19 protein-coding genes are annotated in these 23,253 nt (G+C 48.4%); 13 read left to right on the top strand and 6 right to left on the bottom strand.

Annotation, left to right across the window (positions count from 1 at the left end; genetic code table 11):
- Positions 1 to 47 precede the first annotated feature (47 nt).
- The 3 genes from ACP7FG_RS12635 (at position 48) to ACP7FG_RS12625 (ending at position 3,622) form a co-directional block, all read left to right on the top strand.
- The gene (locus ACP7FG_RS12635) at positions 48 to 1,535 is read left to right on the top strand and encodes an ATP-binding protein (RefSeq protein WP_439226588.1); all 1,488 of its coding nucleotides are present in this window, start codon (positions 48 to 50) and stop codon (positions 1,533 to 1,535) included.
- Positions 1,532 to 2,872 carry a sigma-54-dependent transcriptional regulator gene (locus ACP7FG_RS12630; RefSeq protein WP_439226587.1) on the top strand — a complete coding sequence of 447 codons (1,341 nt, stop codon included), beginning with the start codon at positions 1,532 to 1,534 and terminating at the stop codon, positions 2,870 to 2,872. The genes ACP7FG_RS12635 and ACP7FG_RS12630 overlap by 4 nt, the downstream gene beginning before the upstream one ends.
- 63 nt (positions 2,873 to 2,935) lie before the next feature.
- The gene (locus ACP7FG_RS12625; RefSeq protein ID WP_439226586.1) at positions 2,936 to 3,622 is read left to right on the top strand and encodes a type 1 glutamine amidotransferase domain-containing protein; all 687 of its coding nucleotides are present in this window, start codon (positions 2,936 to 2,938) and stop codon (positions 3,620 to 3,622) included.
- 6 nt (positions 3,623 to 3,628) lie between these two features.
- On the opposite strand, the gene ACP7FG_RS12620 is transcribed toward ACP7FG_RS12625, so the two are convergent.
- Positions 3,629 to 5,662 (bottom strand): TonB-dependent receptor family protein, encoded by a 2,034-nt coding sequence (locus ACP7FG_RS12620; protein ID WP_439226585.1) that lies wholly within the window; start codon positions 5,660 to 5,662, stop codon positions 3,629 to 3,631.
- Between the two features lie 2 nt (positions 5,663 to 5,664).
- On the bottom strand, positions 5,665 to 6,798 hold the full coding sequence (locus tag ACP7FG_RS12615) for a PQQ-dependent sugar dehydrogenase (protein ID WP_439226584.1): 1,134 nt from the start codon (positions 6,796 to 6,798) through the stop codon (positions 5,665 to 5,667).
- A 130-nt stretch (positions 6,799 to 6,928) separates the two neighbouring features.
- Here ACP7FG_RS12615 and ACP7FG_RS12610 point away from each other — a divergent pair, with 130 nt between their 5' ends.
- A complete protein-coding gene (locus ACP7FG_RS12610) occupies positions 6,929 to 8,440 on the top strand; it encodes an FMN-binding glutamate synthase family protein (RefSeq protein WP_439226583.1) in 1,512 nt (503 codons plus the stop codon).
- Here ACP7FG_RS12610 and ACP7FG_RS12605 read toward each other — a convergent pair.
- Positions 8,437 to 9,351 (bottom strand): hydrogen peroxide-inducible genes activator, encoded by a 915-nt coding sequence (locus ACP7FG_RS12605; RefSeq protein ID WP_199493890.1) that lies wholly within the window; start codon positions 9,349 to 9,351, stop codon positions 8,437 to 8,439. The two genes, ACP7FG_RS12610 and ACP7FG_RS12605, sit on opposite strands and share 4 nt — an antisense overlap.
- Before the next feature lie 144 nt (positions 9,352 to 9,495).
- Here ACP7FG_RS12605 and ACP7FG_RS12600 point away from each other — a divergent pair, with 144 nt between their 5' ends.
- The 6 genes from ACP7FG_RS12600 to ACP7FG_RS12575 all read left to right on the top strand — a co-directional run bounded on the left by ACP7FG_RS12600 (position 9,496) and on the right by ACP7FG_RS12575 (position 15,141).
- On the top strand, positions 9,496 to 10,041 hold the full coding sequence (locus tag ACP7FG_RS12600; RefSeq protein WP_011235799.1) for a peroxiredoxin: 546 nt from the start codon (positions 9,496 to 9,498) through the stop codon (positions 10,039 to 10,041).
- An 85-nt stretch (positions 10,042 to 10,126) separates the two neighbouring features.
- Complete coding sequence (locus ACP7FG_RS12595) at positions 10,127 to 10,654, top strand: carboxymuconolactone decarboxylase family protein (protein ID WP_199493889.1); 528 nt, start codon at positions 10,127 to 10,129, stop codon at positions 10,652 to 10,654.
- Positions 10,655 to 10,784: 130 nt separating this feature from the next.
- Positions 10,785 to 12,017, top strand: coding sequence for a Zn-dependent hydrolase (locus ACP7FG_RS12590; RefSeq protein WP_199493888.1), 1,233 nt, complete (start codon positions 10,785 to 10,787; stop codon positions 12,015 to 12,017).
- A 66-nt stretch (positions 12,018 to 12,083) separates the two neighbouring features.
- A complete protein-coding gene (gene ccoG, locus ACP7FG_RS12585; RefSeq protein ID WP_439226582.1) occupies positions 12,084 to 13,514 on the top strand; it encodes a cytochrome c oxidase accessory protein CcoG in 1,431 nt (476 codons plus the stop codon).
- The gene (locus tag ACP7FG_RS12580) at positions 13,507 to 14,511 is read left to right on the top strand and encodes a serine/threonine protein kinase (RefSeq protein ID WP_054489045.1); all 1,005 of its coding nucleotides are present in this window, start codon (positions 13,507 to 13,509) and stop codon (positions 14,509 to 14,511) included. Before ccoG ends, ACP7FG_RS12580 begins: the two co-directional genes overlap by 8 nt.
- A gap of 12 nt (positions 14,512 to 14,523) precedes the next feature.
- Positions 14,524 to 15,141, top strand: coding sequence for a thiol:disulfide interchange protein DsbA/DsbL (locus tag ACP7FG_RS12575; RefSeq protein ID WP_054489047.1), 618 nt, complete (start codon positions 14,524 to 14,526; stop codon positions 15,139 to 15,141).
- A gap of 1 nt (position 15,142) precedes the next feature.
- Here the strand turns inward: ACP7FG_RS12575 and ACP7FG_RS12570 are convergent, their stop codons facing one another.
- Entirely contained in the window at positions 15,143 to 16,378 is a 1,236-nt protein-coding gene (locus ACP7FG_RS12570) for a mechanosensitive ion channel family protein (RefSeq protein ID WP_054489049.1), read from the bottom strand.
- 12 nt (positions 16,379 to 16,390) lie between these two features.
- Complete coding sequence (locus ACP7FG_RS12565; RefSeq protein WP_439226581.1) at positions 16,391 to 17,302, bottom strand: acyltransferase; 912 nt, start codon at positions 17,300 to 17,302, stop codon at positions 16,391 to 16,393.
- Positions 17,303 to 17,418: 116 nt separating this feature from the next.
- Here ACP7FG_RS12565 and ACP7FG_RS12560 point away from each other — a divergent pair, with 116 nt between their 5' ends.
- Genes ACP7FG_RS12560 through ACP7FG_RS12550 form a run of 3 tightly spaced genes read left to right on the top strand, consistent with a single transcriptional unit; the run spans position 17,419 to position 22,524 of the window.
- Entirely contained in the window at positions 17,419 to 18,018 is a 600-nt protein-coding gene (locus ACP7FG_RS12560) for an ImuA family protein (protein ID WP_439226580.1), read from the top strand.
- A complete protein-coding gene (locus tag ACP7FG_RS12555) occupies positions 18,018 to 19,421 on the top strand; it encodes a Y-family DNA polymerase (RefSeq protein WP_439226579.1) in 1,404 nt (467 codons plus the stop codon). The genes ACP7FG_RS12560 and ACP7FG_RS12555 overlap by 1 nt, the downstream gene beginning before the upstream one ends.
- Position 19,422: 1 nt before the next feature.
- Positions 19,423 to 22,524, top strand: coding sequence for an error-prone DNA polymerase (locus ACP7FG_RS12550; RefSeq protein ID WP_439226599.1), 3,102 nt, complete (start codon positions 19,423 to 19,425; stop codon positions 22,522 to 22,524).
- A gap of 1 nt (position 22,525) precedes the next feature.
- Here ACP7FG_RS12550 and ACP7FG_RS12545 read toward each other — a convergent pair whose 3' ends face one another.
- Positions 22,526 to 23,074 (bottom strand): gamma carbonic anhydrase family protein, encoded by a 549-nt coding sequence (locus ACP7FG_RS12545; protein WP_439226578.1) that lies wholly within the window; start codon positions 23,072 to 23,074, stop codon positions 22,526 to 22,528.
- Positions 23,075 to 23,253 lie beyond the last annotated feature (179 nt).

The raw sequence follows: 23,253 nt of genomic DNA, 5'->3' as shown, positions 1-23,253 counted from the left end.
GTCAGCCCAAAAATGTGTATCCTTAGTACACAGTCAAAGGAGGCAGTGTGACAAAAAGATACAGTTGGCCACTATCCAGCCTGCAACGAAGGCTCTTAATGTATGTCGTTGTGCCTATGTTATTGATTTCGGGCGTGGCGATAAGTGTTGGATTGCAGGTTGCATCTGACGAAGCCAATGAGCGTTTAAAAAGTGACTTAGAACTGCTGGGACGGGCCATTAGCTTACCCATAAGCGATGCACTACTTAATAACGACTTAGCAACGGTTCAGGCTAACCTGGATTCAGTCTTCAATATTGGCCGGGTGTACGGGGCATCGGTATACAATGTGTATGGTCAGCAGGTAGCTGAAGCCGGTATCACCGAGACTGACTTGAGCAACAGCCAGTTGGCGCTGCAAACCGTTCAGACGGGTGTGAAACAAGACGACTATCGACGTGTTGAAGGTCGTGATGTTTTTTCTCAGTTCCTTCCTATTGTTGATCGTGGCGGTCGCATTATAGGTTTATTACAAATAAACAGGCGGGCCAGTGACTTCGATGAGTCTTTTGAGACGCTGAGTCAATATGCCTGGCTGAGCTGGGCTGCATTTGGCCTGATCACTATTGCAGTATTAGTATTTGGTCATTATCGCGGTGTTGGGCGACATGTGGTGGCACTAAAAGACGCAATGCTGCAAGTCGCAAAAGGAAATCGAAGCACTCGAGTGACCCCCGCCGGGCCTTCGGAGCTTCAGGATGTTGCCCGGGGGTTTAACCGGATGCTGGATAGCATTACTGAAGCGGAGCAGGAGTTAGAACAGCGGCGGGAGCACGAAGCGTCCTTGCAGCGAGCATTGCGGGAACAGGAAAAAATGGCAGCTATTGGCAGTGTAGCCAGTGGTGTTGCCCATGAGTTAGGAGCGCCGCTTACTGTTATTGATGGACGCGCCAGCCGATTATTACGTAACCATAAAGACGATGACAGCCAGCGACAACTTAAGGCCGTCAGGGGTCAGGTACAAAGGCTTACCGGACTGGTGAATCAATTGCTGGCATTTTCAAGAACGCCGGTGCAGCAAAGAGAAAGCATTTCCCTGCGAGACCTGGTGACAACAGCAATGACCAGCATTGAGTTTGAGCAGGACAAAGGTTCTGCCAGCGTGGTAATTAAAGAGCTTGTCGATGTCATTCTTAAAGTTGACATAAAGCGGCTCGAACTGGCCTTAGTAAACGTACTGCGCAATGGCCTGCAGGCAGCTGAATCTGAGGTTGCTGTCGCGGCTGAGTACGCCAACGATGGCGTCGTCATTACCATAGATGATGACGGAGAGGGTTTACCTGATGCAATGAAAGATAAAGCATTACAACCGTTCGAAACCAATAAGCCACAAGGTAAAGGGACTGGTCTGGGTTTGACCATCGTTAAGCACGTATTGAATGATCATGGTGGTGAATTGTCTTTGACCAATAACCCAAATGGCGGTTGTCGGGTTATTTTGAGTTTATCGGCACAATGCGTTCGGCAAGCGGTTAAAAACGGAGGCAGTAAATGACAGCAGCAAAAGCCATGATAGGTGTAATTGAGGATGATCCGGCTCTACAGGAACTGCTTGTTGAAGAGCTTGAGGCTGAAGGCTATAAGGTAACCGCCTGGGGCAGTGTTGAAGGCTTTAAAAAAGCCGCTGCAACCCTGGATTTGGTTATTAGCGATATTCGCTTGCCGGGTCAGTCCGGGCTGTCACTTTTAGACAGCCTGAAAAATGAGGACAACGCTCCGGCACTGTTATTAATTACGGCTTTTGGCACGGTTGATCAGGCGGTTGATGCTTTAAAGCAGGGCGCGGATGACTTTCTGACCAAACCTTTAGATGTTGAACATTTATTGCTAAGTGTACAACGTATTCTTGAGCATCGCTCGTTGCAGCGGGAGCTAAAGCGCTACCGTCAGCAGCAAAAAGGACCGGGTGGTTTAGTCGGGCAAAGTCCGTCAATGCGCAAGCTTTATGATCAAATAGAACGTATTGCGCCAGCTGACGGAAGCGTTCTGATCACCGGTGAAAGTGGGACCGGTAAAGAGCTGGTGGCGAAGGCGCTGCATCAGTTAAGTGAGCGTGCGGAACAAAGCTTTCAGGCGGTTAACTGCGCCGGCATTCCGGCCGACTTAATGGAAAGTGAGTTTTTTGGACATGCAGCCGGCGCTTTTACCGGTGCGCAGAAAAAACGGCAAGGTTTGTTGAAACAGGCAGACGGCGGCACTTTGCTACTGGATGAAATTGGCGAAATGCCAATGGCTTTGCAGGCGAAACTATTACGTGTATTGCAGGAAGGTACCATCCGCGCGGTGGGCAGTGATGAGGAAGAAACGGTTAATGTCCGGATACTGGCTGCTACCCACCAGGACTTAGAAAAACACGTTGAAGACGGACGTTTCCGGCAGGATTTATTTTATCGGCTGGAAACCTTTAGTTTACGAGTGCCACCTTTACGCGAGCGCGGTGAAGACATTGAACGTCTCGCCAACCACTTTTTACAACAGTTGCAGAAGGGCAGCGACAAAGCGGTTCAGAGCATTTCACCGGCTGCGCTCGAACAGCTTTATCGCTACCGCTTTCCTGGTAATGTCCGCGAACTGCAAAATGCGATAGAGCGTGCTTTTACCTTTTCCAGAGACGACAAAATAGCGGTTGAAGATTTACCGCAAAGAATTCTGGAGAGTGAGCATGAACCCGAAGTGGAATATGCCGCAGAGTGGCCAACTCTGGACGAATATCAAAATCAATACATACGCAAAGTGCTGGTGCACGCAGAGGGTAATAAATCGAAAGCGGCTGAAATTCTTGGGGTAACCCGGCGTACCTTGTACCGCTGGCTTGATCAGCATGGAGAGTGATCAAACTAGCATTTTACTGCGTAGTCTATAATAAGTTTTTGACTCATTTAACGGGAGTGCTAAGTGAAAGTATTAATGGTATTAACCTCACACGATAAACTCGGTGACACAGACCATAAGACAGGTTTCTGGGTAGAAGAATTTGTGGCCCCGTACTACGTTTTTGCAGACGCGGGCGTGGATGTTACTCTGGCATCGCCAAAAGGTGGTAAGCCACCCATCGATCCGAACAGCACTTCCCCTGACGCTCAAACGGAAGCGACGAAGCGCTTTGACAACGACACAACAGCACAGCAGAAATTAGAGACAACCAGCAAGCTAGATGAAGTTGATCCGGAAAGTTTTGATGCGATTTTCTATCCTGGTGGCCATGGACCTTTATGGGATTTAACGAACGACGAGCATTCAATTAAGCTCATTGAGCACTTCTGGAGTAAAGGTAAGCCGGTTTCCGCTGTTTGCCATGCTCCTGCGGTATTACTGAATGCTAAAACACCGTGTGGAGACCCTATTGTTCAGGGCCGCACAGTAACAGGCTTTAGTAACAGTGAAGAAGCAGCGGTAGAGCTTACCGATGTGGTTCCTTTCTTACTTGAGGACGAACTGACAGCTAAAGGCGGTCATTATCGTAAAGTTGATGACTGGCAGGCCTATGCCGTTCAGGACGGCATGTTAATTACAGGTCAGAACCCTGCGTCATCGGAGCAGACGGCGCAGCGCCTGCTCGATGTACTCAGAGCCAGCCTATAATTTGCCTTAAAAGCGTCGGCGCCAACTGATGCCGACGCTAGCCTTCCTTCCTACTGCAGGCTCAAGTGAACGTCCGCTTCCCTGGTTAACAACAACAGCACCGACGTAGTCTTTGTCCGTAATATTGTCGACCCTGGCCCACACGTCCAGCTCGCTTTTTGCCCACTGCCAGTCGCGACTTATTGCTATATCCCATGTCGTATAAGACGGTGCAAAGGTATCGTTTTGATCATTAACCGGCGTTTCATTTCTATACTGCCCCGCTAACTGAACCAGCCATTGCTCTGCGGGCTGCCAGTTCAGGCGCAAGTACCCCTGGCTTTTCGCTACGCCGGGTAATTGATTCCCCTGTAACGGGCCATCATCAAAGCTAGCGTCTATATAGCTGTATGACAGCAGCAAGTTGAGCTGCCGCGTTAGTTCGCCATTAATGCTCAGTTCAGCCCCTTCGCGCGTTGTTTCTGAGGCATTACGGTAGGTAGTACGCCCGTCGTTTGACTGGTCTACGAGAATTTCGTCTTCGCTTTCAATACCAAAGAAAGCGAAATGCAGACGCCAGTCGTTATCGAGTTGATGTTTAATACCCCATTCCCACTGATCATTGGTGGATGGACCCAACTCGCGGTTCAGGCCCGAGCCTTCATTTCGGTAGGCAAGTTCTGTCAGCGTCGGGGTTTCAAAACCTTGCCCTAAACTCAGATAAGTTGCTGAGGTTGGCAGAAACTGCCAGGTAAGCGAAATAGCGGCTGTGGTTTCACTAAAGTCACTGCTACCACTGTCATCGGAGTTATCCAGCTCAGTAAAGTAGTCTTTTACTTCATAATTGATGTCACTGTAACGAACCCCACCAGTTGCAGACCAGTCTTCAGACAACTGCCACTGAAAGCGCAAATAAGCTGAAGCATTTTCAATCCAGTTGAATTCGTCACGGCGCAGCTCGCCCTTTTCACCGCTGTTATTCACAAAACCAAAGCGGTGATCCTGTTGGCGTTCTATTTGCGCGCCGAGGGTTGCCGACCAGTTGACTCCGCGCTGGCGCCAACGTGCATGTGCTCCCTCAAACTGGCGGGAAACATCGATAACCGCACCCGAGCTTGTGTCACCATCACCGGCAAACGGCAGGAACTGCTCAATATCGCGGTCGCCCTGCCACAGTGACAGTAAGCCCTCGCCATTGTCGCGTTCATGAAACCAGCTAAATGAACCCTGACGGTGATGAATGTCCTTGCGGGTATTAAAGTCAACCGCCCGTTGTACTGTCTGGGTGGGGTCATCACGCCAGTCTTGTGGAGTTAATGCGCTGGGGTCCTGCAGTAGTGGCGCATCGTTATTATCGAAGCGGATAATAAAGCGATTCTGATCATCCCATTGATGGTACCAGCGCACAGCCTGTTGCTGGCGCTCGGCGGAGTTATGCCGGCGCGGACCGTCAGTCTGAAAATCCGACGCCAGAACTTGCAGTTGTTTATTGTCGGTTGCCCACTGTGCATTGACGTTATACCGCTGTGTGTCGTTTTCGCTGAACTGGCCACCCCACTCCAGTGTGGTTTCGGTCGGCTGGCGGCTGAACCACTCAACCACACCGCCACCAGAATTGCCGTACAAGGTAGCTAACGGGCCGCGTAAAACTTCCAGCGAATCAATGCTATCGAGAAAAATACTCGAAGTTTGAGCCTGGCCATCGGGCATAGACAAAGGAATACCGTCGACATTAAGTTGCAAGCCTCTTACTCCAAATGCGGCTCGTGAGCCGAAGCCGCGAACCACCAGGCGTGTATCCTGTGCATAGTTATAACGGCTGTCCGCCTGAATCCCTGCAACGCCGGCTAAGGCGTCACCGGCATCAATCTTCATGGAGGGTAAGGTGTTTTCGACGTTAACACGGTCAATACTGGCCGCAGTGATTAGCCAGGGTGTTTCGCTCTGAGTGGCTGTCACCACGACGGTTTCGTCGACTTCAGTTGAATGAACAACGAAAGAGGCCGCGAATAAAGGCAGCCCCGTGTAAGTGAGTTTTTTTAAAACTGCTGAATATGACATGGTTAATCCGCTGGTTTTATCTGAATAATGGCACCGTCAGACTCATCGGTCAGTAAGTATAGGTAACCGTCGGGCCCTTGGTTTATGTCACGAATACGTGCATCAACGGCGTCTTCAAACAAGCGCTCTTCATGCATCATGCGGCCTTCATATAAGTCCAGGCGGGCTACCAGGGAGCTTTTCAGGGCAGCAACGAAGAAGTCGCCTTTCCATTCAGGGAAAGCATCTCCCGTGTAAAAGGTGGCGCCAGCAGTTGCAATAGACGGAACCCAATAATAAAACGGCTGTTCAGTGCCTTCTTTTACGGCGTCTTCGCTGATGGTTCCGCCACCGTAGTCAACGCCATAGGTCACTTCTGGCCAGCCATAGTTTTTGCCGGCTTCAGGAATATTCACTTCGTCGCCACCTTGTGGGCCATGTTCTACCGACCATAACTTTCCGGTTTCAGGATGAATATCAGCGCCCTGCACATTGCGGTGACCGTAGGACCAAATTTCGTCAAGTGCGTTGTCGTTGCCAACAAAGGGGTTGTCTTCGGGTATGCTGCCATCCGGCCAAATACGTACGATTTTACCGTGATGGTTGTCCAGCGTTTGTGCATCATCCATGCGTGAATAACGGTCACCGAGAGTAATATATAAATGTCCCTCAGGAGAAAAGACTAACCGCGAACCAAAGTGTGCATTGCTCTCATATTTTGGTGCCTGGCGAAAGATAACTTCTTTATCCGTAAATTCTTTGTCATTAAGTTTGGCACGCATAACGGCCGTACTGTTCCCTTTACCGTCGTCCTGGGCCGCTTCGGAGTAGCTAATGTAAACCCAATTGTTTTCTTCAAAATCCGCGTCAACGGTTATATCCAGCATACCACCCTGACTTTTAGCAACGACTTCCGGGGTGCCGCTGATTTTTTCGCGGTAGTTGCCATTAGCTGATACCCAGTAGATATCTCCGGTTCGTTCTGTTACTAAAATGCTTTTATCCGGAAGAAATGTCATGCCCCAGGGGTTGGTGAAGCCGTCAGCAAGTGTGCTGACACTGACTTTATGACGTTCCGTTTCGACATCTTCAGCGGTAGCAGCAGTACTGAAAGAAGCCGCTAGTATTGCGGTTAAAATAACTTTTGGATTGAACATCGGTCTCTCCTTCTTATTGAATTGCCCTCAGTATACGTCATTCATCGGAATTTTGATGACACTGTGCTTGATCTGTTCGTCGCTTTGGCCGTTAATACTGTTATCAATTGTAAAAAGGTATTGGAACTTCATGAGCAGCAAGGTGTTTAGTACCGACTCGTTACTGATTTTAGCGCAGTGGTTAGCCGCTGCTTTTGTTCTGGTTATTATTGGGTTAGTCGTTTCTGTTGGCATCATGTACGTTGTTGACAGGACGCAGAACCGACACACCATAAGACATAACTACCCTGTTATTGGCCGCTTTCGCTATATGTTCGAGCGCATGGGCGAGTTCATGCGTCAGTATTTCTTTGCTATGGATCGCGAAGAAATGCCGTTTAACCGGGCCCAGCGCAGCTGGGTATACCGTGCAGCGAAGAACGCTGACCGCAACGTTGCTTTTGGTTCAACGCGTGACTTAAGCCGTACCGGAACCATTATTTTCAGTAACGCGCCTTACCCACCTATGGCTGAGCAGGCAACATCCCCAGAACCCATTACCATTGGTCCTTACTGCGAGACACCTTATTCTCCGGTGTCGTACTTTCATATTTCAGGAATGAGTTACGGTGCGTTGTCGCCGGTTGCGGTTAAGTCGTTGTCGCAGGGGGCTGCAAAAGCCGGCTGTTGGTTGAATACGGGTGAAGGTGGCTTGTCGCCTTATCATTTAATGGGGCACTGCGACATTGTGTTTCAAATGGGTACTGCGAAGTTTGGTGTTCGCGATAAAGAGGGTCGACTCGACGAGGACCGTCTGGCAGAGCTGGGCCGTCACGATAATGTGAAAATGTTCGAAATTAAACTGAGTCAAGGCGCTAAGCCGGGCAAAGGTGGCATCCTTCCTGGTATCAAGGTTAACAGCGAAATAGCCAGAATTCGGGGAATTGTTGAAGGCGAAGACGCAATTAGCCCAAACCGTCATCCGGAAATAAGCAATAACGAAGAATTGCTCGATTTCATTGAAAAGGTGCGCAAGATTACCGGTAAGCCAACGGGTTTTAAATTTGTGATGGGCGACCCTTCATGGATCGACGAACTGATAGATTGCATTTTAACTCGTGGCGAAGAAGCCGCACCTGACTTTATCACGCTGGATAGCGCCGATGGCGGAACCGGAGCGGCACCCCAGCCGCTAATGGACTATGTTGGTTTAAGAGTCACGGAAAGCTTGCCGATACTCATCGATAAACTGACAGAAGCTGGCTTACACGAGCGCGTCCGGGTGATAGTTTCCGGCAAAATGATTACCCCGGCTGATGTGGCCTGGGCTATTGCTATCGGTGCCGATTTCGTGACCTCGGCCCGGGGTTTTATGTTTTCATTAGGCTGTATTCAGGCTATGCAGTGCAACAAAAATACTTGTCCAACTGGCGTAACAACGGATGATCCTAAGCTGATGAGGGGGCTGGATCCTGAGAATAAGTCGGTACGTGCGGCTAACTATCACAAATATATGGAGTATGGCGTCAATATCATTGCGCACTCCTGCGGTGTAACCGATCCACGCCGGTTAAACCGCCGCCACGCGCGGGTTATCAAACCCGATGGCGAGAGCATCAGCCTGGCGGAACGTTATCCGTTACCACCGGCCAGACGTCGTTAGTTGAGTGTATTGACCGGCAACAGGCGCGCAATTTCTTCCGCGATTTTGCGGAAGGTTTGCCGACGACTGGTGGTCGGGCGGTATACCAGGCCGATATCACGAGAAGCTTCCTGACCGGTTGGCTTTAATGAAACCAAATCGGTGTTTTCTAAAATTCCCCGGTCAATGGCCATTTGCGGAACAAAGGTAGCACCTAAGCGGGCGTCTGCCATTTGCACCAGGCTGTGTAGGCTAGTCGCCGTAAAAGGATTCATTTTAATGGAATCGGTAAGCTGACAGGCCGCGACGGCGTGACCGGTCATGCAGTGCTCTTTTTCCAGCAGAAAAATACTGCGATCAGGCAGTTTGTCGTAGTCAACCGGTTCCCCGACTGTTTCCGCCAGCTCCTTATGCACCACCAGTTTGAAAGGGTCACGACCCAGTATCCATTTTTGGTTGCCCTGAATGTCCATCGGCAGGGCCAGTAAGAGAATATCCAGTTCGCCGTTACGCAGCCGGTGCAGTAAATTTTGTGTGGTATCTTCAGAAAGTTGCAGCAGTAGCTTAGGGAACTTGTCTTGTAAATTTTTACTCAGTTCGCCAATAACAAAGGGGGCTATGGTAGGAATAATGCCGAGTCTTAACGGGCCTTCCATAATATTGCCCTGCCCTTGGGCATAATGCAGTAACTCTTCCGACGCGCTAATGATGTCCCGTGCTTTTTCCACAACTTCTTCGCCTAAGGCGGTAAAGAGAAAGGACTTATGGTCACGCTCAATAAGCTGGCAGTCCAGTTGCTCTTCCAGGTTTTGAATGCCACTGCTTAACGTCGACTGGCTAACATTGCACTCGGCCGCCGCGCGGTTAAAGTTTTGCTCCTGGTGCAGCGCCAGCAGGTAACTTAGGTTTTTCAGACTTGGTAATTTACTCATGGGATACCCGTCGCGTTTTTAATTGGTATTTCCGATTATCATAATTCGTTTTATTCGTTTTATCCAATCTGTCTCCGTCCGTAAACTAGCTCTCGACTCGTTAAGGAACGAATACACTTTAAATCCCAATTACGGAGACAATTTATGTTAACAGTAGGCGATAAACTACCAGAATTCAGCGTCATTGCGGCAAAACCTAAGTTCAACATGCCGGAAGAGAATGGCGAAAGCGCTTTTGAAACTATCGACAACAACAGCTTTGAAGGTAAGTGGAAAATCATTTTTTTCTACCCAAAAGACTTCACTTTTGTTTGCCCAACTGAAATTGTTGAGTTCGCTAAACTGAATGAAGACTTCGCTGACCGCGACGCCGTTGTTATGGGCGGTAGCACGGATAATGAATTTGTAAAACTGGCATGGCGCCGTGAGCACCCTGATCTTGACCGTTTGAACCAGTATTCTTTTGCTGATGATGGCTCTTTGGTTGATGGCCTGGGCGTTCGTGACAAAGCTGAAAATGTTGCTTTGCGTGCTACTTTCATTGTTGACCCGCACAACGTTATCCAGCACGTATCGGTGAACAACCTGAACGTGGGTCGTAACCCGGCAGAAATCGTGCGTATTTTAGACGGTTTACAGACCGATGAACTCTGCCCTTGTAACCGTGCACTGGGCGGCGACACCCTTTAATCGGTGTTAATTCCCAAACCTAAGCGCTGATGGCATTGCCATCGGCGCTCGCTAGCGCACTTTTACAGTATTTCAGGAGTTAAGCATGGCAATTGCAGACTACAAACAATTATTGGGTGATCACAGTAAAGACACCAAACTAAACCTGTCGAGCTTGTTCTCAAATGTTGAGCAGTCAGGTTTAACAAATGACCAGTTCTACGGCACAGCACTTTCGCTGGTTTACACCTTGTCGAACGACGAGCTGACTCAGGCTGTGGAAGAAGAAGCCGAAGGAAAAATTGAAGAAAACGTTAAGACGGCGGCAAAAACAGCAGCGTCATTAATGGCAATGAATAACGTTTATTATCGCTTCCTGCATTTATCGAGCGATAAACAGTTTTCTAAGCTTCCTGCGGGGCTCCGCATGAACGCAATGGCGAACCCGGGTGTGGATAAAGCCGACTTTGAGCTGTTCTCACTGGCGGTATCGGCACTGAATGGTTGTGGTATGTGTATTGATTCGCACGTACAAACCCTGCTGAAGCACGACGTTTCAGCACAAGCAATCCAATCGTCAATTAAGTTGGCGGCGGTACTTAATGCAGCCTTAACTGCACGCAAACTGTCGTAAACCCTCTAGGGGCTCCCCTTTGCCCCGTGCAACCTTTGCCCGTACCTTTTGGTGCGGGCTTTTTTATGGGTGCCTTTTTGTTGCTCCGTAGTTTATGTCCTACGCTTAAAACAGAAGCTAAGGAGGTACTATGCTGAGTATTAATTCAGACCGTTTAAAAAAATCCGTGCTTGAACTGTCCAACATTGGTTATAACGAGACCGATCACGGCGTCTACCGTTGGGGGTTTACTGATGCCGATATGGAGGCGCGCCAATGGATGATGAACCAGGCAAAAGCCGAAGGTTTTGAAACCTTTATGGATGGTGCCGGTAATGTGTTCTTCGGTATAGGGGATTATTGTAAGAAGCCCGCCGTTCTTACCGGTTCGCATTTAGATACGGTTCCGGCCGGCGGTATTTTTGACGGCGCACTGGGCGTGTTGGCCGGATTCGAAGTTTTGCGCTCGATCAAAGAAAATGACATTAAATTGAAGCATCCTGTATGGGTGGTCGGCACTGCCGAAGAAGAAGGACGCTTTGGCGGCATGATGGGGTCACAGGCTATTGCCGGTGTATTAAACCCTGACTGGCTTATGTCCGCTCATGATGCTGACAATGTGTACCTAAAAGACGCCATGGCCGCTCATGGAATGAATGTGATGGATGCTCTGGACGCCGCATGGCCACCGGAGCGCCTGAAAGCCTTTTACGAATTACACATTGAGCAAGGCCCGGTGCTTTTTCAAAAAGAAATTACCATTGGTGCCGTGGAGGGCATTTCCGGTGTTTTCAAATGGATAGTGCACTTAAAAGGTAAAGCTGACCACGCTGGTACAGCACCAATGAACATGCGCAGCGACGCCTTCATGGGGTTGGCTGACTTTGCTCATGAAATTGAGCGCATTATTGCAGAAGACGGTACGGACAAGACGCGCATTACTGTGGGTAAAGTGGATTTAAAGCCGGGCAGCCCGCATACCGTACCCGGAGAAGCCGTATTTACTATTGTCGGTCGTGATATGAGCCCGGATGTGATGAAAGAGCTCGCGGATTCTTGTAATAAGGCGTTGTCAGCCATTGCCCGTAAACACCGCTTAAAATTTGAGTATGAACAGGTAAGCTGGCTGAATCCTCAGGCATGTTCAGAGAAACTGACAAAGCAGATAGAAGAGAAGGCAAAAGCAAGAAAGTATTCGTGCCTGAAAATGCCCAGTGGGGCTGGACACGATGCACAGTTTTTTACTGAAATTACAGAGTCAGGGCTTATTTTCATTCCGTCTGTAAACGGTGTCAGTCACGCGCCCGATGAGTGGTCGCACTGGCATGATGTGGAAGCTGGTTGTAACATACTTTTTGATTGTATTATTGATTCAGCTCAGTGAGCTGCGCAAATAGTTAGGATCCGTTATACTGTGCGCACCTCGCCGTGATACTAAGTGGTATTGTTCATGGAACAAAAGATAACGGTTCAGTCCGCCGATAAAGTTAAAATTCAACGTCCGGACGGGCAAAAGCACAACAATAACTATTCCCCTCGTAGCCGCATTTATGTGCGCGACATTAAAGGTGCGATGGAGTACTTCCGCCGTGGCTTTGGCTTCCTGCTACTGGCCGTTTTTGCCATTATTCCCTGGCTCACCTACCAGGGCGAACAGGCGGTTCTGCTCGACATTATGGAGCAGCGCTTTCGTATTTATGGTTTAACGCTTTGGCCACAGGACTTTACTGTTGTCGCCTGGTTCGCCATTGTGGCGGCCGTTGCGCTGTTTTTTGTGACCACTATATTTGGGCGTGTCTGGTGTGGCTTTATGTGCCCTCAAACAACCTGGACCTTCATATTTATGTGGTTTGAGAAAAAGTTTGAAGGCCCCCGCAATAAGCGTATTAAGCTGGATGAGCGCAAAATGGACTTTGATAAGTTCTGGCGTAAAGTCGGTAAACAAACTGGCTGGATTCTGGTGGCTCTATTAACATCCATGACCTTTGTCGGCTATTTTACCGATATACGCGAACTCTTCCTCAATTTCTTTACTCTGGATGCTGGCTTCTGGGCAACGTTCAGCGTTCTGTTCTTTACTTTTTGCACTTATGGCAACGCCGGGTACATGCGCGAGATTATGTGCACGCACATGTGTCCTTACGCGCGTTTCCAGTCAGCTATGTTTGATAAAGACACCTACACCGTGTCGTATGATGCAGAACGCGGAGAGCCGCGTGGTCCGCGTTCACGTAAAGCCGACCCGGCGGAGAAAGGCTTAGGACACTGCATTGACTGTTATATGTGCGTTCAGGTTTGCCCGACAGGTATTGATATTCGAAATGGGCTGCAATACGAATGCATTGACTGCGGTGCCTGTATTGATGCCTGTAATGACGTTATGGATAAAATGAACTATCCGAAAGGGCTTATCCGCTTTACCACAGAGCGTAACCTGGCGGCCAAAGACAAAAAGCATAAGACCAATCCGTGGCGAATGAAAAGTATTGGCTACTTTATTATGGTTCTGGCGGTGAGCGCGGTATTGGTCTGGGATATTGCCAGCCGAGTCCCACTGGAAGTTGATGTGTTGCGAGACAGGAACCAGCTTTTCAGAGAAAATATTGAAGGTCAAATTGAAAACGTCTTCACCTTAAAACTGGTTAATAAATCTCAGCAGGACATGACCTACCGCATAGAGGTCAAAGGTTTTGAACAGTTCGAACTGATTGGTGACTCCACTAAACAGGTTTCGGCCGGTGAGGTTGGCACATTGCCGGTAACGGTAGCGGTTCCACCCTCTTTATTGAAAGAACAGGTCACAGAGTTTTACTTCGTGGTAACAGCGGTTGATAATGCGGATATAACTAATACGCATCAGAGCCGCTTTTTATATGAGTAATCTTACAGAGAACGCGTCTGACTTTGCTTTTCAGGGGCTGACGCCGGATCTTGTTGTTAATGCGTTAGAAAGTGTCGGTTTGTATCCTGCTTCGGGCTTGCTGGCGCTGAATAGCTATGAAAACCGGGTCTATCAGTTTGCTGATGATGATCGCAAACGCTATGTGGCAAAGTTCTATAGACCTCAGCGCTGGCGCACTGAGCAAATAGAAGAAGAGCTGGCGTTTGTCGAGGAGCTGGCGCAAGCAGAGGTTCCGGCCGTATCCGCTTTACTGCTGCAGAATAAGCGCCTGCATGAGTTCGAAGGCTATCGCTTTTGTGTTTACTCAAGCATTGGAGGGCGGGCATTTGAGCCTAATGACCTGGATGAGCTTGAACGCCTGGGGCGTCAAATTGGACGCATGCATGCAGTGGCCCAGGCGGGCAAGTTTAAAGTGCGGGAAACTATCGACTATGAAGGTTTTGTGGAGCAATCCGTGGCGGAGTTACGGCAATCCGCTTTATTGCCGGCAGAGCTAAAAGACGCCTTTTTTGCCATTCTTGATCCCTTAAGTGAGCGCTTACGTTCTACACCTCTGCAAGACTTTGATTATCAGCGTCTGCATGGCGACTGCCATATTGGTAATATTCTGCAGTATGAGGAAAAACTGACCTTTGTCGATTTTGACGATTGTCGCTCAGGACCTGCGGTCCAGGACTTATGGATGATGCTTAATGGCCCGCATCAGGAGCAGACTCTGCAGATGGATGCACTGCTTACTGGCTACGAAGATTTCTGCGAATTTGATACCGCACAGTTGATATTAATTGAACCTTTGCGCAGTTTCAGAATCATTCAATATATGGCATGGTTATCGCGCAGGTGGCAAGATAGTGCTTTTCAGAGAGCGTTCCCCTGGTTTGCAGAAAGCCGTTATTGGGAACAGCAGATTCTGGCATTGAAAGAACAATTAGCGGGGCTGGATGAAGCGCCGCTGAACCTTGGTTTTAACGGATAACAGGAAATGACAATGAAAAAGTGGTTAATGGGTTTTGCCGGAGCATTAATGGTAGCCGCGGGTTTTGCTCAGGCTCAGGATTTTGAGGAAGGTGTTCACTATGAGGTGATAGCCGATGAAGCTACCAGTAAACCGGAAATTACTGAGTTCTTTTCTTTTTACTGTGTTCATTGCTACCGGTTTGAACCCATAGCAAAAGAAATGAAGTCTGAATACCCGGAAGCTTTTAAAAAGGCGCATGTGTCGTTCATCAGCCCACGGGGCAATGTGGGTGAAACCATGACTCAGGCTTTTGTGGTTGCACAAAAGCTGGATAAAGAAGAAGAACTGTCCGCTGCTATATTTGACTATAACTTCAATAAAAACAATATGCTGACCAGTAAACAAGACATTCGTAATGTTTTTGTGGTCAATGGTGTTTCTGGTGACGAATTTGATAAAGCCATAGCGAGTTTTAGTGTTCGTGCTGCAGCGGCTAAAATGGACCGCCGCGCCAGTAACTTAGGGGTTAACGCAACACCGACCTTTATCGTCAACGGTAAGTATCAAATGCTGCCACAGGGTTTCCGTGACAGCGACAACTTCCTTGAAGATTTTTCTAACCTGGCCGGTTATCTGCTGGAAAAATAATTCAGGACTCCGGTTTGTACTGACAATAAGCGCCTTCTCCATTCTGCGAGAAGGCCTGATTATTGTTTAAAAACTGATAGTTCTTCAGTCCAAAGTCCGGCATAACACTGTACAAGTATTCCACAATAGAACTTTGTACTGCCTCGTATTTCATCCAGTCGATTTGCTTACAAAAAGCATAGATTTCTAAAGGGATACCGGCAGCTGTCGGCTGCATTAATCGAGCCATGAGCGTGAGATCTTCTCGGACTTGTTTATGGTTTCTAAGATAATTATCAGTAAAAACTCTAAAGACGGTTAAATTACTGACCGGCTTTTCCAGTTCATTAGCCTCTAACCAGTCTTCTGCGGACTGTTTGAAGTGCTTTTTAGCCAACTCATCCAGTTGCTCGTCGGAAAGAATTTTGGAACTGTCGAGGTCAATCATCAGTGATCGGCGCATGCGACGACCTCCGGTATTAACCATTCCCTGCCAGTTTTTAAAGGATTCGTGAATCAAAACATAAGTCGGTAAATAAACAATGGTTTTATCCCAGTTTTCGACTTTTACTGAAATAAGCCCAACTTCTTGCACTGTGCCATCAACACCGTGGTCAGTCAGCTCTATCCAGTCCCCTATGGCAACCATGCGGTTAGTCGCCAATTGTACTCCGGCAACAAAGCCCATTAAGGTATCTCTGAAAACCACCATCAAAATAGCGGTCATTGCACCGAAGCCACTTAGTAGGTACATGGGCGACTTGTTCATAATAATGGCAATGGTAATAATGATAGCCATCAGCACCAAAACGAGCTTGGCCACCTGTATAACCCCCGTAATTGGGACTTCTCTTGCTTTATAGGTGTAGTCATAGGCAATTGAAATAACGTTAGCTAAGGCGGTAAGAATACTGGTGATAACCCAGGTGAGGTAAACCCCTACAACGGTACGTAGCGGCGACTGCCAGCTTTCGAAGTCATCAATAAACAGGATAGGTATAAAGCTGTGTATTACGACAATAGGAGCCAGGTTTGCACAGCGCTTGAAAAAGCCACTGTTAACTAAAGCTTTATACCAACGCTCAGGTGCTTTGCTGAGTAACCGATCAATGGCGTGATCAATAATCCAACGGGCTAAGGCATAAGCAATGTAACAACCTATTAAAACGAGTAATGAGCTGATAACAAGACTCAGCTCTTGTAGGTTACTGTCAATTCCGAATTTTTGAAGCCACTCTTTTATAAACTCAAAGTCCATTATAAAACTCCCTTAGCGGGTGCTGTGAATTTCCTTACGCATTTCGTCAATGGTTTGGTCTTTTTGCTGCCAACGTTTATTCAGCCACTGTTGAAAGTGAGCCCTAAAAGCTTCGTCACTGGCGTAATCACCAATTAAGTCTTTAGTAATAGGCAATGTCTGTATATCAACATAGACGTTTTTCAGCTGTCCACTTAATAAATGCCAGACTACCGGGCGCTTATCGTTACCCGGATAAACAATGGTAATGTCCAGAATGGCTTCAAACTGACCGCCCATAATTTGCAATGAAAAGGCGGTACCGCCTGCTTTGGGAGGGAGCAAGTTACGAAACGGGCTTTGTTTTTTCTTGTGCTTTTCCGGAGTAAACCGTGTGCCTTCGCAGAAATTTACCACTGTTGTGGGAATGTGACGGAACTTAGCACAGGAACGCGTGGTTGTTGCGATGTCTTTGCCTTTTAAATGGGGCTTTTTCTTTAGCAACTCTTTTGAATAGCGCTTCATAAAGGGCATATCGAGTACCCAGCAGCCCCAGCCAATAATAGGTACCCACATAAGCTGTGACTTTAGGAAAAAGCGTGGCATTGGCATATGGCGGCGGGTCAGGTGCATTAATACCAGTACATCGACCCAGCTGCGGTGGTTTGCCATAACCATATACCAACCCTTTTCATGGAGTTCCAGGTCACCTTTAATGTGCCAGTCCATGCGTTGGGTCAGCTGAAACATCATCGACATACAGTATGCCCAGACTCTGAATAAGCTGTTTCCTAGCTGCGAACAAATGCGTTGAGGGGTTTTAAATGGCAGTAACACTTTAAAAACACCAATACCAATAATTGAAACACCAATAATAGCGGTGGTGATTAATCCCCATAAAAAGTTAATAACCACTCTGAAGGGAATAAGTATTGATGTCAGCATATCGCCCAGCCCTAACCATAAACAATGAGCAAATGATAACTGAAGCCAGGAATGATGTCTGTTGCTAACCAGTAAAAATTAATGATACTGTATATATGTACAGTATTGGAGGCGTTATGCAGACAAAGATTCAAACCCTTATCCAACAGGGGCTTATCTGGCATGGCCAGACGACAGACACTCAGGCAGCAGCGCTAAGCACGGGGTTTAAGCAGCTGGACAAAGTGCTTGGTGGTGGGTGGCAATACCCGGGTTTGCATGAGTGGCAGCTACAAGCGCCCTTCTCTGAGCAGGCTTTGCTATTGCCGCTGGTAAAGCAGGCCGTGCAGCAGCATCAGCCCGTTTTCTGGATAAACCCTCCAGCCTGGCTGTCGGCGGCGGGGTTGCATTATTATGGCTTAAGCAAGTCGATGCAGATAGTCATTCAAACGAACGCAGAAAAAGCAGCCTGGGCTTTTGAGCAGGTACTGCAAACAAAAAATGCCTTGGCACTGGGTTGGTTTGAGCAAAAAACAACGACAGCTCAATGTGTCCGACGTTGGTATAAAGCCTCGCAAACAGGACAAATGGGTGTGGTCCTGAGTGAGCCAACGGTTAATGAAGAAGCCCGGGCGTACTCTAATCGGTTACGTGTAAAGATGACCACAACAGGCGTCACGCTGGACTTGTTAAAGCGTAAAGCTGGCTGGCCATTGGAAAACGTAGCACTTCAGTAATGTGGCTGTATTGTCATTTCCCTCAGTTGCTTCTGGATAACAGGGTTCGGTTACAGCCTGAGAGCAACACACTGCCTCTGGCGTTTCATCAGTTACAGGGCAGTCAGTCTGTTATTGTGCAGTGCAATGCGCGGGCATTGGAATGTGGTGTAAGGCCACAACTTCAGACCGTTATGGCAATATCGCTTTGTGAGCAGCTGCAGCTCATGGAGTATTCGTCAGAGCGTGAAGAGCAAGCTCTGCAACAGTTGGCCTCCCACTTGTATCAGTGGGCAGCCAAGCTGGTGTTGTACCCACCGCAAGGGCTGGCAATTGAGTTGAACAGCCTGGAACAATTGTATGGTGGGCGTAATGGTGCATTTAATGTCTTGGCGCAAAAAGTCCAGGAACTACCGATTACTTCGCAGCTGGCTGTTGCAGGGAATCCACTAGCTGCTCAACTGTTAGCCGAATCTGGCTCCCCTGTTTCTCTTTTGGCTGAAAAGCAAGCTAATCTGCTGGCAGAGTTACCCATTCAGAATGCCGGTTTAAGCCTGAAAGCGCAGAAGCACAGCAAAGCTGCGGGGTTTCGTTTGCTGGGAGAGCTTATGCAACTGCCCGGAGGGGAAGTTGGCCGGCAATTAGGGTTGGAAACGTTATTGCATCTGGAGCAGCTGCAAGGGCTGAAGCAACAAAGTCATCACTTTTTTATGCCCCCGGAAAGTTTTCAGCAAAGCTTAGACCTGGTGACTGAGATCCCTCATTGGCAAGGGTTACTGTTCCCGCTAAAAAGGCTATTTGGGGAGCTGGAGAACTTTCTTTATCAACGGCAGAAAGTGGTACAGCAGGTAAAAGTTGAACTGCAGCATCGCAATGAGCCCTCTTCAGTTGTTCCGGTCGCTTTAGCTGAGCCGGGTTGGCGAGGGTCTAATTTCTTGTCTTTACTGCAGTTGAAAATGGAGTCCATCCCTTTGCCGGAGCCGGTTATAGAAATTAGGCTGGTGGCGAATGAATTATTGCGTGCTGAGCAACACAATGAGCAATTTTTCGGAGCGCAACAGCATCGGCATGAAACTCTGCAGCTCATTAGCCGGCTGCAGGCCAAGTTAGGCAAAAATGCCGTATTTTCGCCGGCAGTGAATGATGACCCTCGTCCTGGCTACAGTGAGGTTGCTCGTCCGCCCGGGGAAAAACCGCAAGCTGTATTGAATGCACCGAAACGCCCTCTTTGGATGTTGCGACCAGCACAAGTAACCTCGATAGATTTGTGGCAATTACAGCATGGGCCTGAACGGAAACATTGCGGCTGGTGGGACGCAGATGAAGTTGCACGGGACTACTGGATCGCGAAAGACAAATTAGGGCGTTTGGGTTGGATCTATTTTGAGTCTGACCAGTGGTATTTACAGGGTTGGTTTAGCTGAAATGTCATCGCCTTCTGTGCTTAATAAATTTGCGGAATTACACAGCCTGAGTCACTACAGCTTTTTACAATCTGCAGCGGCTCCGGAAAGTTTAGTCACCCGAGCCGACGAATTGGGTTACACCGCCATAGCAATAACCGACGAATGCTCGGTGGCAGGCATTGTTAAGGCCTATCAGGCGTCAAAGGAACGTCGCATTAAATTCATTGTTGGCAGTGAGTTCCGACTGCCTGAGCTGGGGACCATAATATTGCTCGCCCCTACTCGCGAAGCTTATGCTCAGCTTTGTAAAAAAATCACGTTGTTTCGTAGTCGCAGCGAGAAAGGTCATTACCAGGCCAATATTGACGATTTTTTTAACGGGCTCTCTTTATGTTTTCTGCTCTGGCAACCTGACTTCAGACAGGCTCAACTAATTGCTATTGGCGAAAAGCTTAAATCGGTATGGAAGCAACGGTTTTGGTTATTGTACGAGCGTCATTATCAGGCTGACGATGAAAAGAACTTTCACGCTATGACTGATCTGCAACGGTCACTTAAGGTGAAAGTAACCTGTGCGGGAGGCGCCCGTATGGCAACGACAGAACAGCAACCGTTATACGATATTCTGAACGCTATTGCGCAGGGAAGTTCGCTGGCAGAACAGCCGGGTTTAGCCAGCAATAACGCAGAGCATCGTTTACGTAGCTTAAGTGAGCTGCAGCAATGTTACCCAGAAAAGTGGCTGGCAGAAAGCGTAGCTATTGCCGACCAGTGTCAGTTTTGTTTATCAGAGCTTCGCTACGAATACCCTGCTGAACTGGTACCTGATGGAATGAGTGCTGCAGAACACTTAAAGCAGTTAACCGAGGACGGCGCGCGTTGGCGCTACCCCGAAGGCGTGCCTCCATCAGTAAAGGCACTTTATTTGAAAGAGCTTAGTCTGATAAAAGAGCAGAGCTACGAGCCTTTCTTTTTAACCATTCACGACTTAGTTTGCTTTGCCCGTAAGCAGGGTATTCTGTTTCAGGGGCGTGGTTCGGCGGCAAACTCCGTCGTTTGTTATTGTCTGGGTATTACCGCGGTTAACCCTGCGCAAATTCAGGTATTGTTTGAACGCTTTATTTCCAAGGAGCGGAACGAGCCGCCCGACATTGATGTCGACTTTGAGCACGAGCGCCGCGAAGAGATTATTCAGTACATTTACCGAAAATACGGTCGACAGCGAGCCGCCCTTGCGGCGACCGTTATTACCTACCGCTTTAAAAGTGCTTTTCGTGATGTTGGCAAAGCGCTGGGGTTTAGTGAGCAACAGCTGCAGTATTATCGAAGTCATTTGGATACGCGCGATAAAGAGCAAAGCTGGCAGCAACAGCTCGCGCAACAGCACCCCGAAGTAGCAAATTCGGTGCGGGGCCGACACCTTTTACATTTTACCAAGCAACTTATGGGCACTCCCCGACATTTGTCTCAGCATGTCGGTGGGTTTGTCATTGCTGCCGATGACTTATCCCGGCTGGTTCCGGTAGAAAATGCCTCCATGACGGAGCGAACGGTTATTCAGTGGGACAAAACAGATCTTGAAAGTCTCGGGCTGTTAAAAGTGGATGTACTGGCGCTGGGCATGCTCACTGCGTTACGAAAAATGCTGGCGCTTATTAACTCGCGCTATGACCAGCAACTCACCATAGCAACCATTCCGCAGGAAGACAGTCGGGTTTATCAACAGTTGCAAACCGCCGACTCTATGGGGATTTTCCAGATAGAATCCCGGGCGCAAATGAACATGTTACCGCGACTAAAACCCCGGACTTTTTATGATCTGGTCATTCAAATTGCGATTGTCCGGCCTGGCCCTATTCAGGGTGACATGGTACACCCTTTTTTGCGACGTCGGGCCGGTCTGGAAGCCGTGGATTACCCCAGCGATGAAGTAAAGTCGGTATTAGAAAGAACCCTGGGTGTCCCTATTTTTCAAGAGCAGGTAATTAAGTTGGCTATGGTTGCCGCTGGTTTTAGCGGTGGAGAGGCAGATCAGCTTCGACGCGCGATGGCTTCATGGGGACAAAACGGCCACTTAACCCGCTTTGAAGACAAGCTTATCAATGGCATGTTGGCGCGCGGCTATAAACAAGAGTTTGCCGAACGACTTTTCAAGCAAATTTGCGGTTTTGGACAGTATGGTTTCCCTGAGTCTCACTCTGCCAGCTTTGCCAACCTGGCTTACGTGTCGTCCTGGTTTAAAACCTATCATCCGGCGGCTTTTTATGTGGGCTTGCTTAATAGTTTACCAATGGGCTTCTATTCGGCCTCGCAACTGGTACAGGATGCACAGCGCCACGGCGTTGAGTTTCTATCGGCAGATATTAATTTGAGCCACTGGGATTACCACTGGTTACCTAAAGAAGATACGAGCTCTGTTGAAACCGTGCGTATGGGGTTAAGGCAAATTCAGGGGGTATCTGAAACAAGAATCATACAGGCACTGAATGAAAGACCGGAAAGTGGCTTCGCCAGTATTCATGAGTTAAGGCAAAGTGGGCTGAGGGACTCCGATATCAGCGCCCTAGCCCGCGCCGATGCTTTGCAGAGTATCGCAGGCCATCGACATCAGGCGCACTGGCAAAGTGTTTCCATAAGTGATCAACAAATGCCGCTATTCGCGAATGTAAAAGATCAGCCCGCCCGGGAACTGCCTGCGCCCCATGAGTCAGAGAACATAAAAGCCGATTACGAATCAACGGGTCTGACTTTAGGCCGGCATCCATTAGCTTTACTGAGAAACTCTCCGGAATTAAAAAACTGTGTCATGGCCAAAGACCTGATAACTTGCCGTTCTGGCCAGGTGCTCACACTGGCTGGCTTAGTGACCTGCCGACAAAGGCCCGGAACCCGTAGCGGGGTCACCTTTTTAACGCTGGAAGATGAAAGCGGAAACAGTAATGTGGTGGTGTGGGCGCACACCGCTCGTCAATTTCGGCAGTGTTTCCTGACCAGCAACCTGCTTTGGGTAAAAGGTATTGTCGAAATTCACGAAGGTGTGGTGCATGTTATTGCAGGCCGGCTAAAGGACTTATCCAGCCTGCTGAGTTTTTCCCGGCTTGAAAGCCGACGCTTCCATTAAATTAAGAAACCGGACTCACCTGTAAAAGGTAGTCATCTTTAAGATCAACGTAATTTTGCGCCGACTGGCTTAAAAAGTTACTTTCACTACTATTTAAGCGGCGTTTCTTCTCAGCCGGGCTGCCAACATATAAATAACCGCTTTCTAAGCGTTTGCCCGGAGGGACTAAGCTGCCGGCACCAATAATGACATCATCTTCTACGACAACGTCATCCATAATAACTGCGGACATACCGACCAGAATGCGATTGCCCAGGCGGCATCCGTGCAGCATACAGTGGTGGCCTACTGTGACATCGTCACCAATGACCAGAGGATGCCCTTCTGGGTTCGAGTTCGATTTACGAGTGACATGTAATACCGTGCCATCCTGAATATTTGTACGCTTACCAATGGTCATGCTGTTGACGTCACCACGCGCGGAAACCATAGGCCAGACACTACTGTCATCATCAATGGTGATATTGCCGACAATAACGGAGCTGGGATCCAAATAAACCCGCTCCCCAATAACTGGTTCATATTCATGGTAACTGCGGATATCTGCCATAAGTGTGCTCCTAAGTTAAAAAGCTATTAAGACCTTTATAGCAGATAGAGAATAATAGGTCATGTTTGGCCTTGCTTTGGTGAGAAAAGCAGCGTGTTGCCGAAACTTTACGCAGTCAGCAAAAAAACAGTTATAAAGGCATAAAAAGCGCTTGACGGGGCGAGTTAAATCTCTAAAAT

It is taken from the genome of Idiomarina sp. ST10R2A5, from assembly GCF_051842325.1.
In the GTDB taxonomy this organism is placed as follows: Bacteria; Pseudomonadota; Gammaproteobacteria; order Enterobacterales; family Alteromonadaceae; genus Idiomarina; species Idiomarina abyssalis.
The sequence above is the reverse complement of the archived record's forward strand: the minus strand, read 5'-3'. Positions and strand labels throughout refer to the sequence as shown.

Coding starts and splice junctions, on each gene's coding strand:
- ACP7FG_RS12605 (WP_199493890.1), bottom strand. CDS start 9,351: ATGAGTAAATTACCAAGTCTGAAAAACCTAAGTTACCTGCTGGCGCTG.
- ACP7FG_RS12545 (WP_439226578.1), bottom strand. CDS start 23,074: ATGGCAGATATCCGCAGTTACCATGAATATGAACCAGTTATTGGGGAG.
- ACP7FG_RS12595 (WP_199493889.1), top strand. CDS start 10,127: ATGGCAATTGCAGACTACAAACAATTATTGGGTGATCACAGTAAAGAC.
- ACP7FG_RS12555 (WP_439226579.1), top strand. CDS start 18,018: ATGTGGCTGTATTGTCATTTCCCTCAGTTGCTTCTGGATAACAGGGTT.
- ACP7FG_RS12620 (WP_439226585.1), bottom strand. CDS start 5,662: ATGTCATATTCAGCAGTTTTAAAAAAACTCACTTACACGGGGCTGCCT.
- ACP7FG_RS12560 (WP_439226580.1), top strand. CDS start 17,419: ATGCAGACAAAGATTCAAACCCTTATCCAACAGGGGCTTATCTGGCAT.
- ACP7FG_RS12570 (WP_054489049.1), bottom strand. CDS start 16,378: ATGGACTTTGAGTTTATAAAAGAGTGGCTTCAAAAATTCGGAATTGAC.
- ccoG (WP_439226582.1), top strand. CDS start 12,084: ATGGAACAAAAGATAACGGTTCAGTCCGCCGATAAAGTTAAAATTCAA.
- ACP7FG_RS12550 (WP_439226599.1), top strand. CDS start 19,423: ATGTCATCGCCTTCTGTGCTTAATAAATTTGCGGAATTACACAGCCTG.
- ACP7FG_RS12590 (WP_199493888.1), top strand. CDS start 10,785: ATGCTGAGTATTAATTCAGACCGTTTAAAAAAATCCGTGCTTGAACTG.
- ACP7FG_RS12610 (WP_439226583.1), top strand. CDS start 6,929: ATGAGCAGCAAGGTGTTTAGTACCGACTCGTTACTGATTTTAGCGCAG.
- ACP7FG_RS12580 (WP_054489045.1), top strand. CDS start 13,507: ATGAGTAATCTTACAGAGAACGCGTCTGACTTTGCTTTTCAGGGGCTG.
- ACP7FG_RS12565 (WP_439226581.1), bottom strand. CDS start 17,302: ATGCTGACATCAATACTTATTCCCTTCAGAGTGGTTATTAACTTTTTA.
- ACP7FG_RS12630 (WP_439226587.1), top strand. CDS start 1,532: ATGACAGCAGCAAAAGCCATGATAGGTGTAATTGAGGATGATCCGGCT.
- ACP7FG_RS12575 (WP_054489047.1), top strand. CDS start 14,524: ATGAAAAAGTGGTTAATGGGTTTTGCCGGAGCATTAATGGTAGCCGCG.
- ACP7FG_RS12615 (WP_439226584.1), bottom strand. CDS start 6,798: ATGTTCAATCCAAAAGTTATTTTAACCGCAATACTAGCGGCTTCTTTC.
- ACP7FG_RS12600 (WP_011235799.1), top strand. CDS start 9,496: ATGTTAACAGTAGGCGATAAACTACCAGAATTCAGCGTCATTGCGGCA.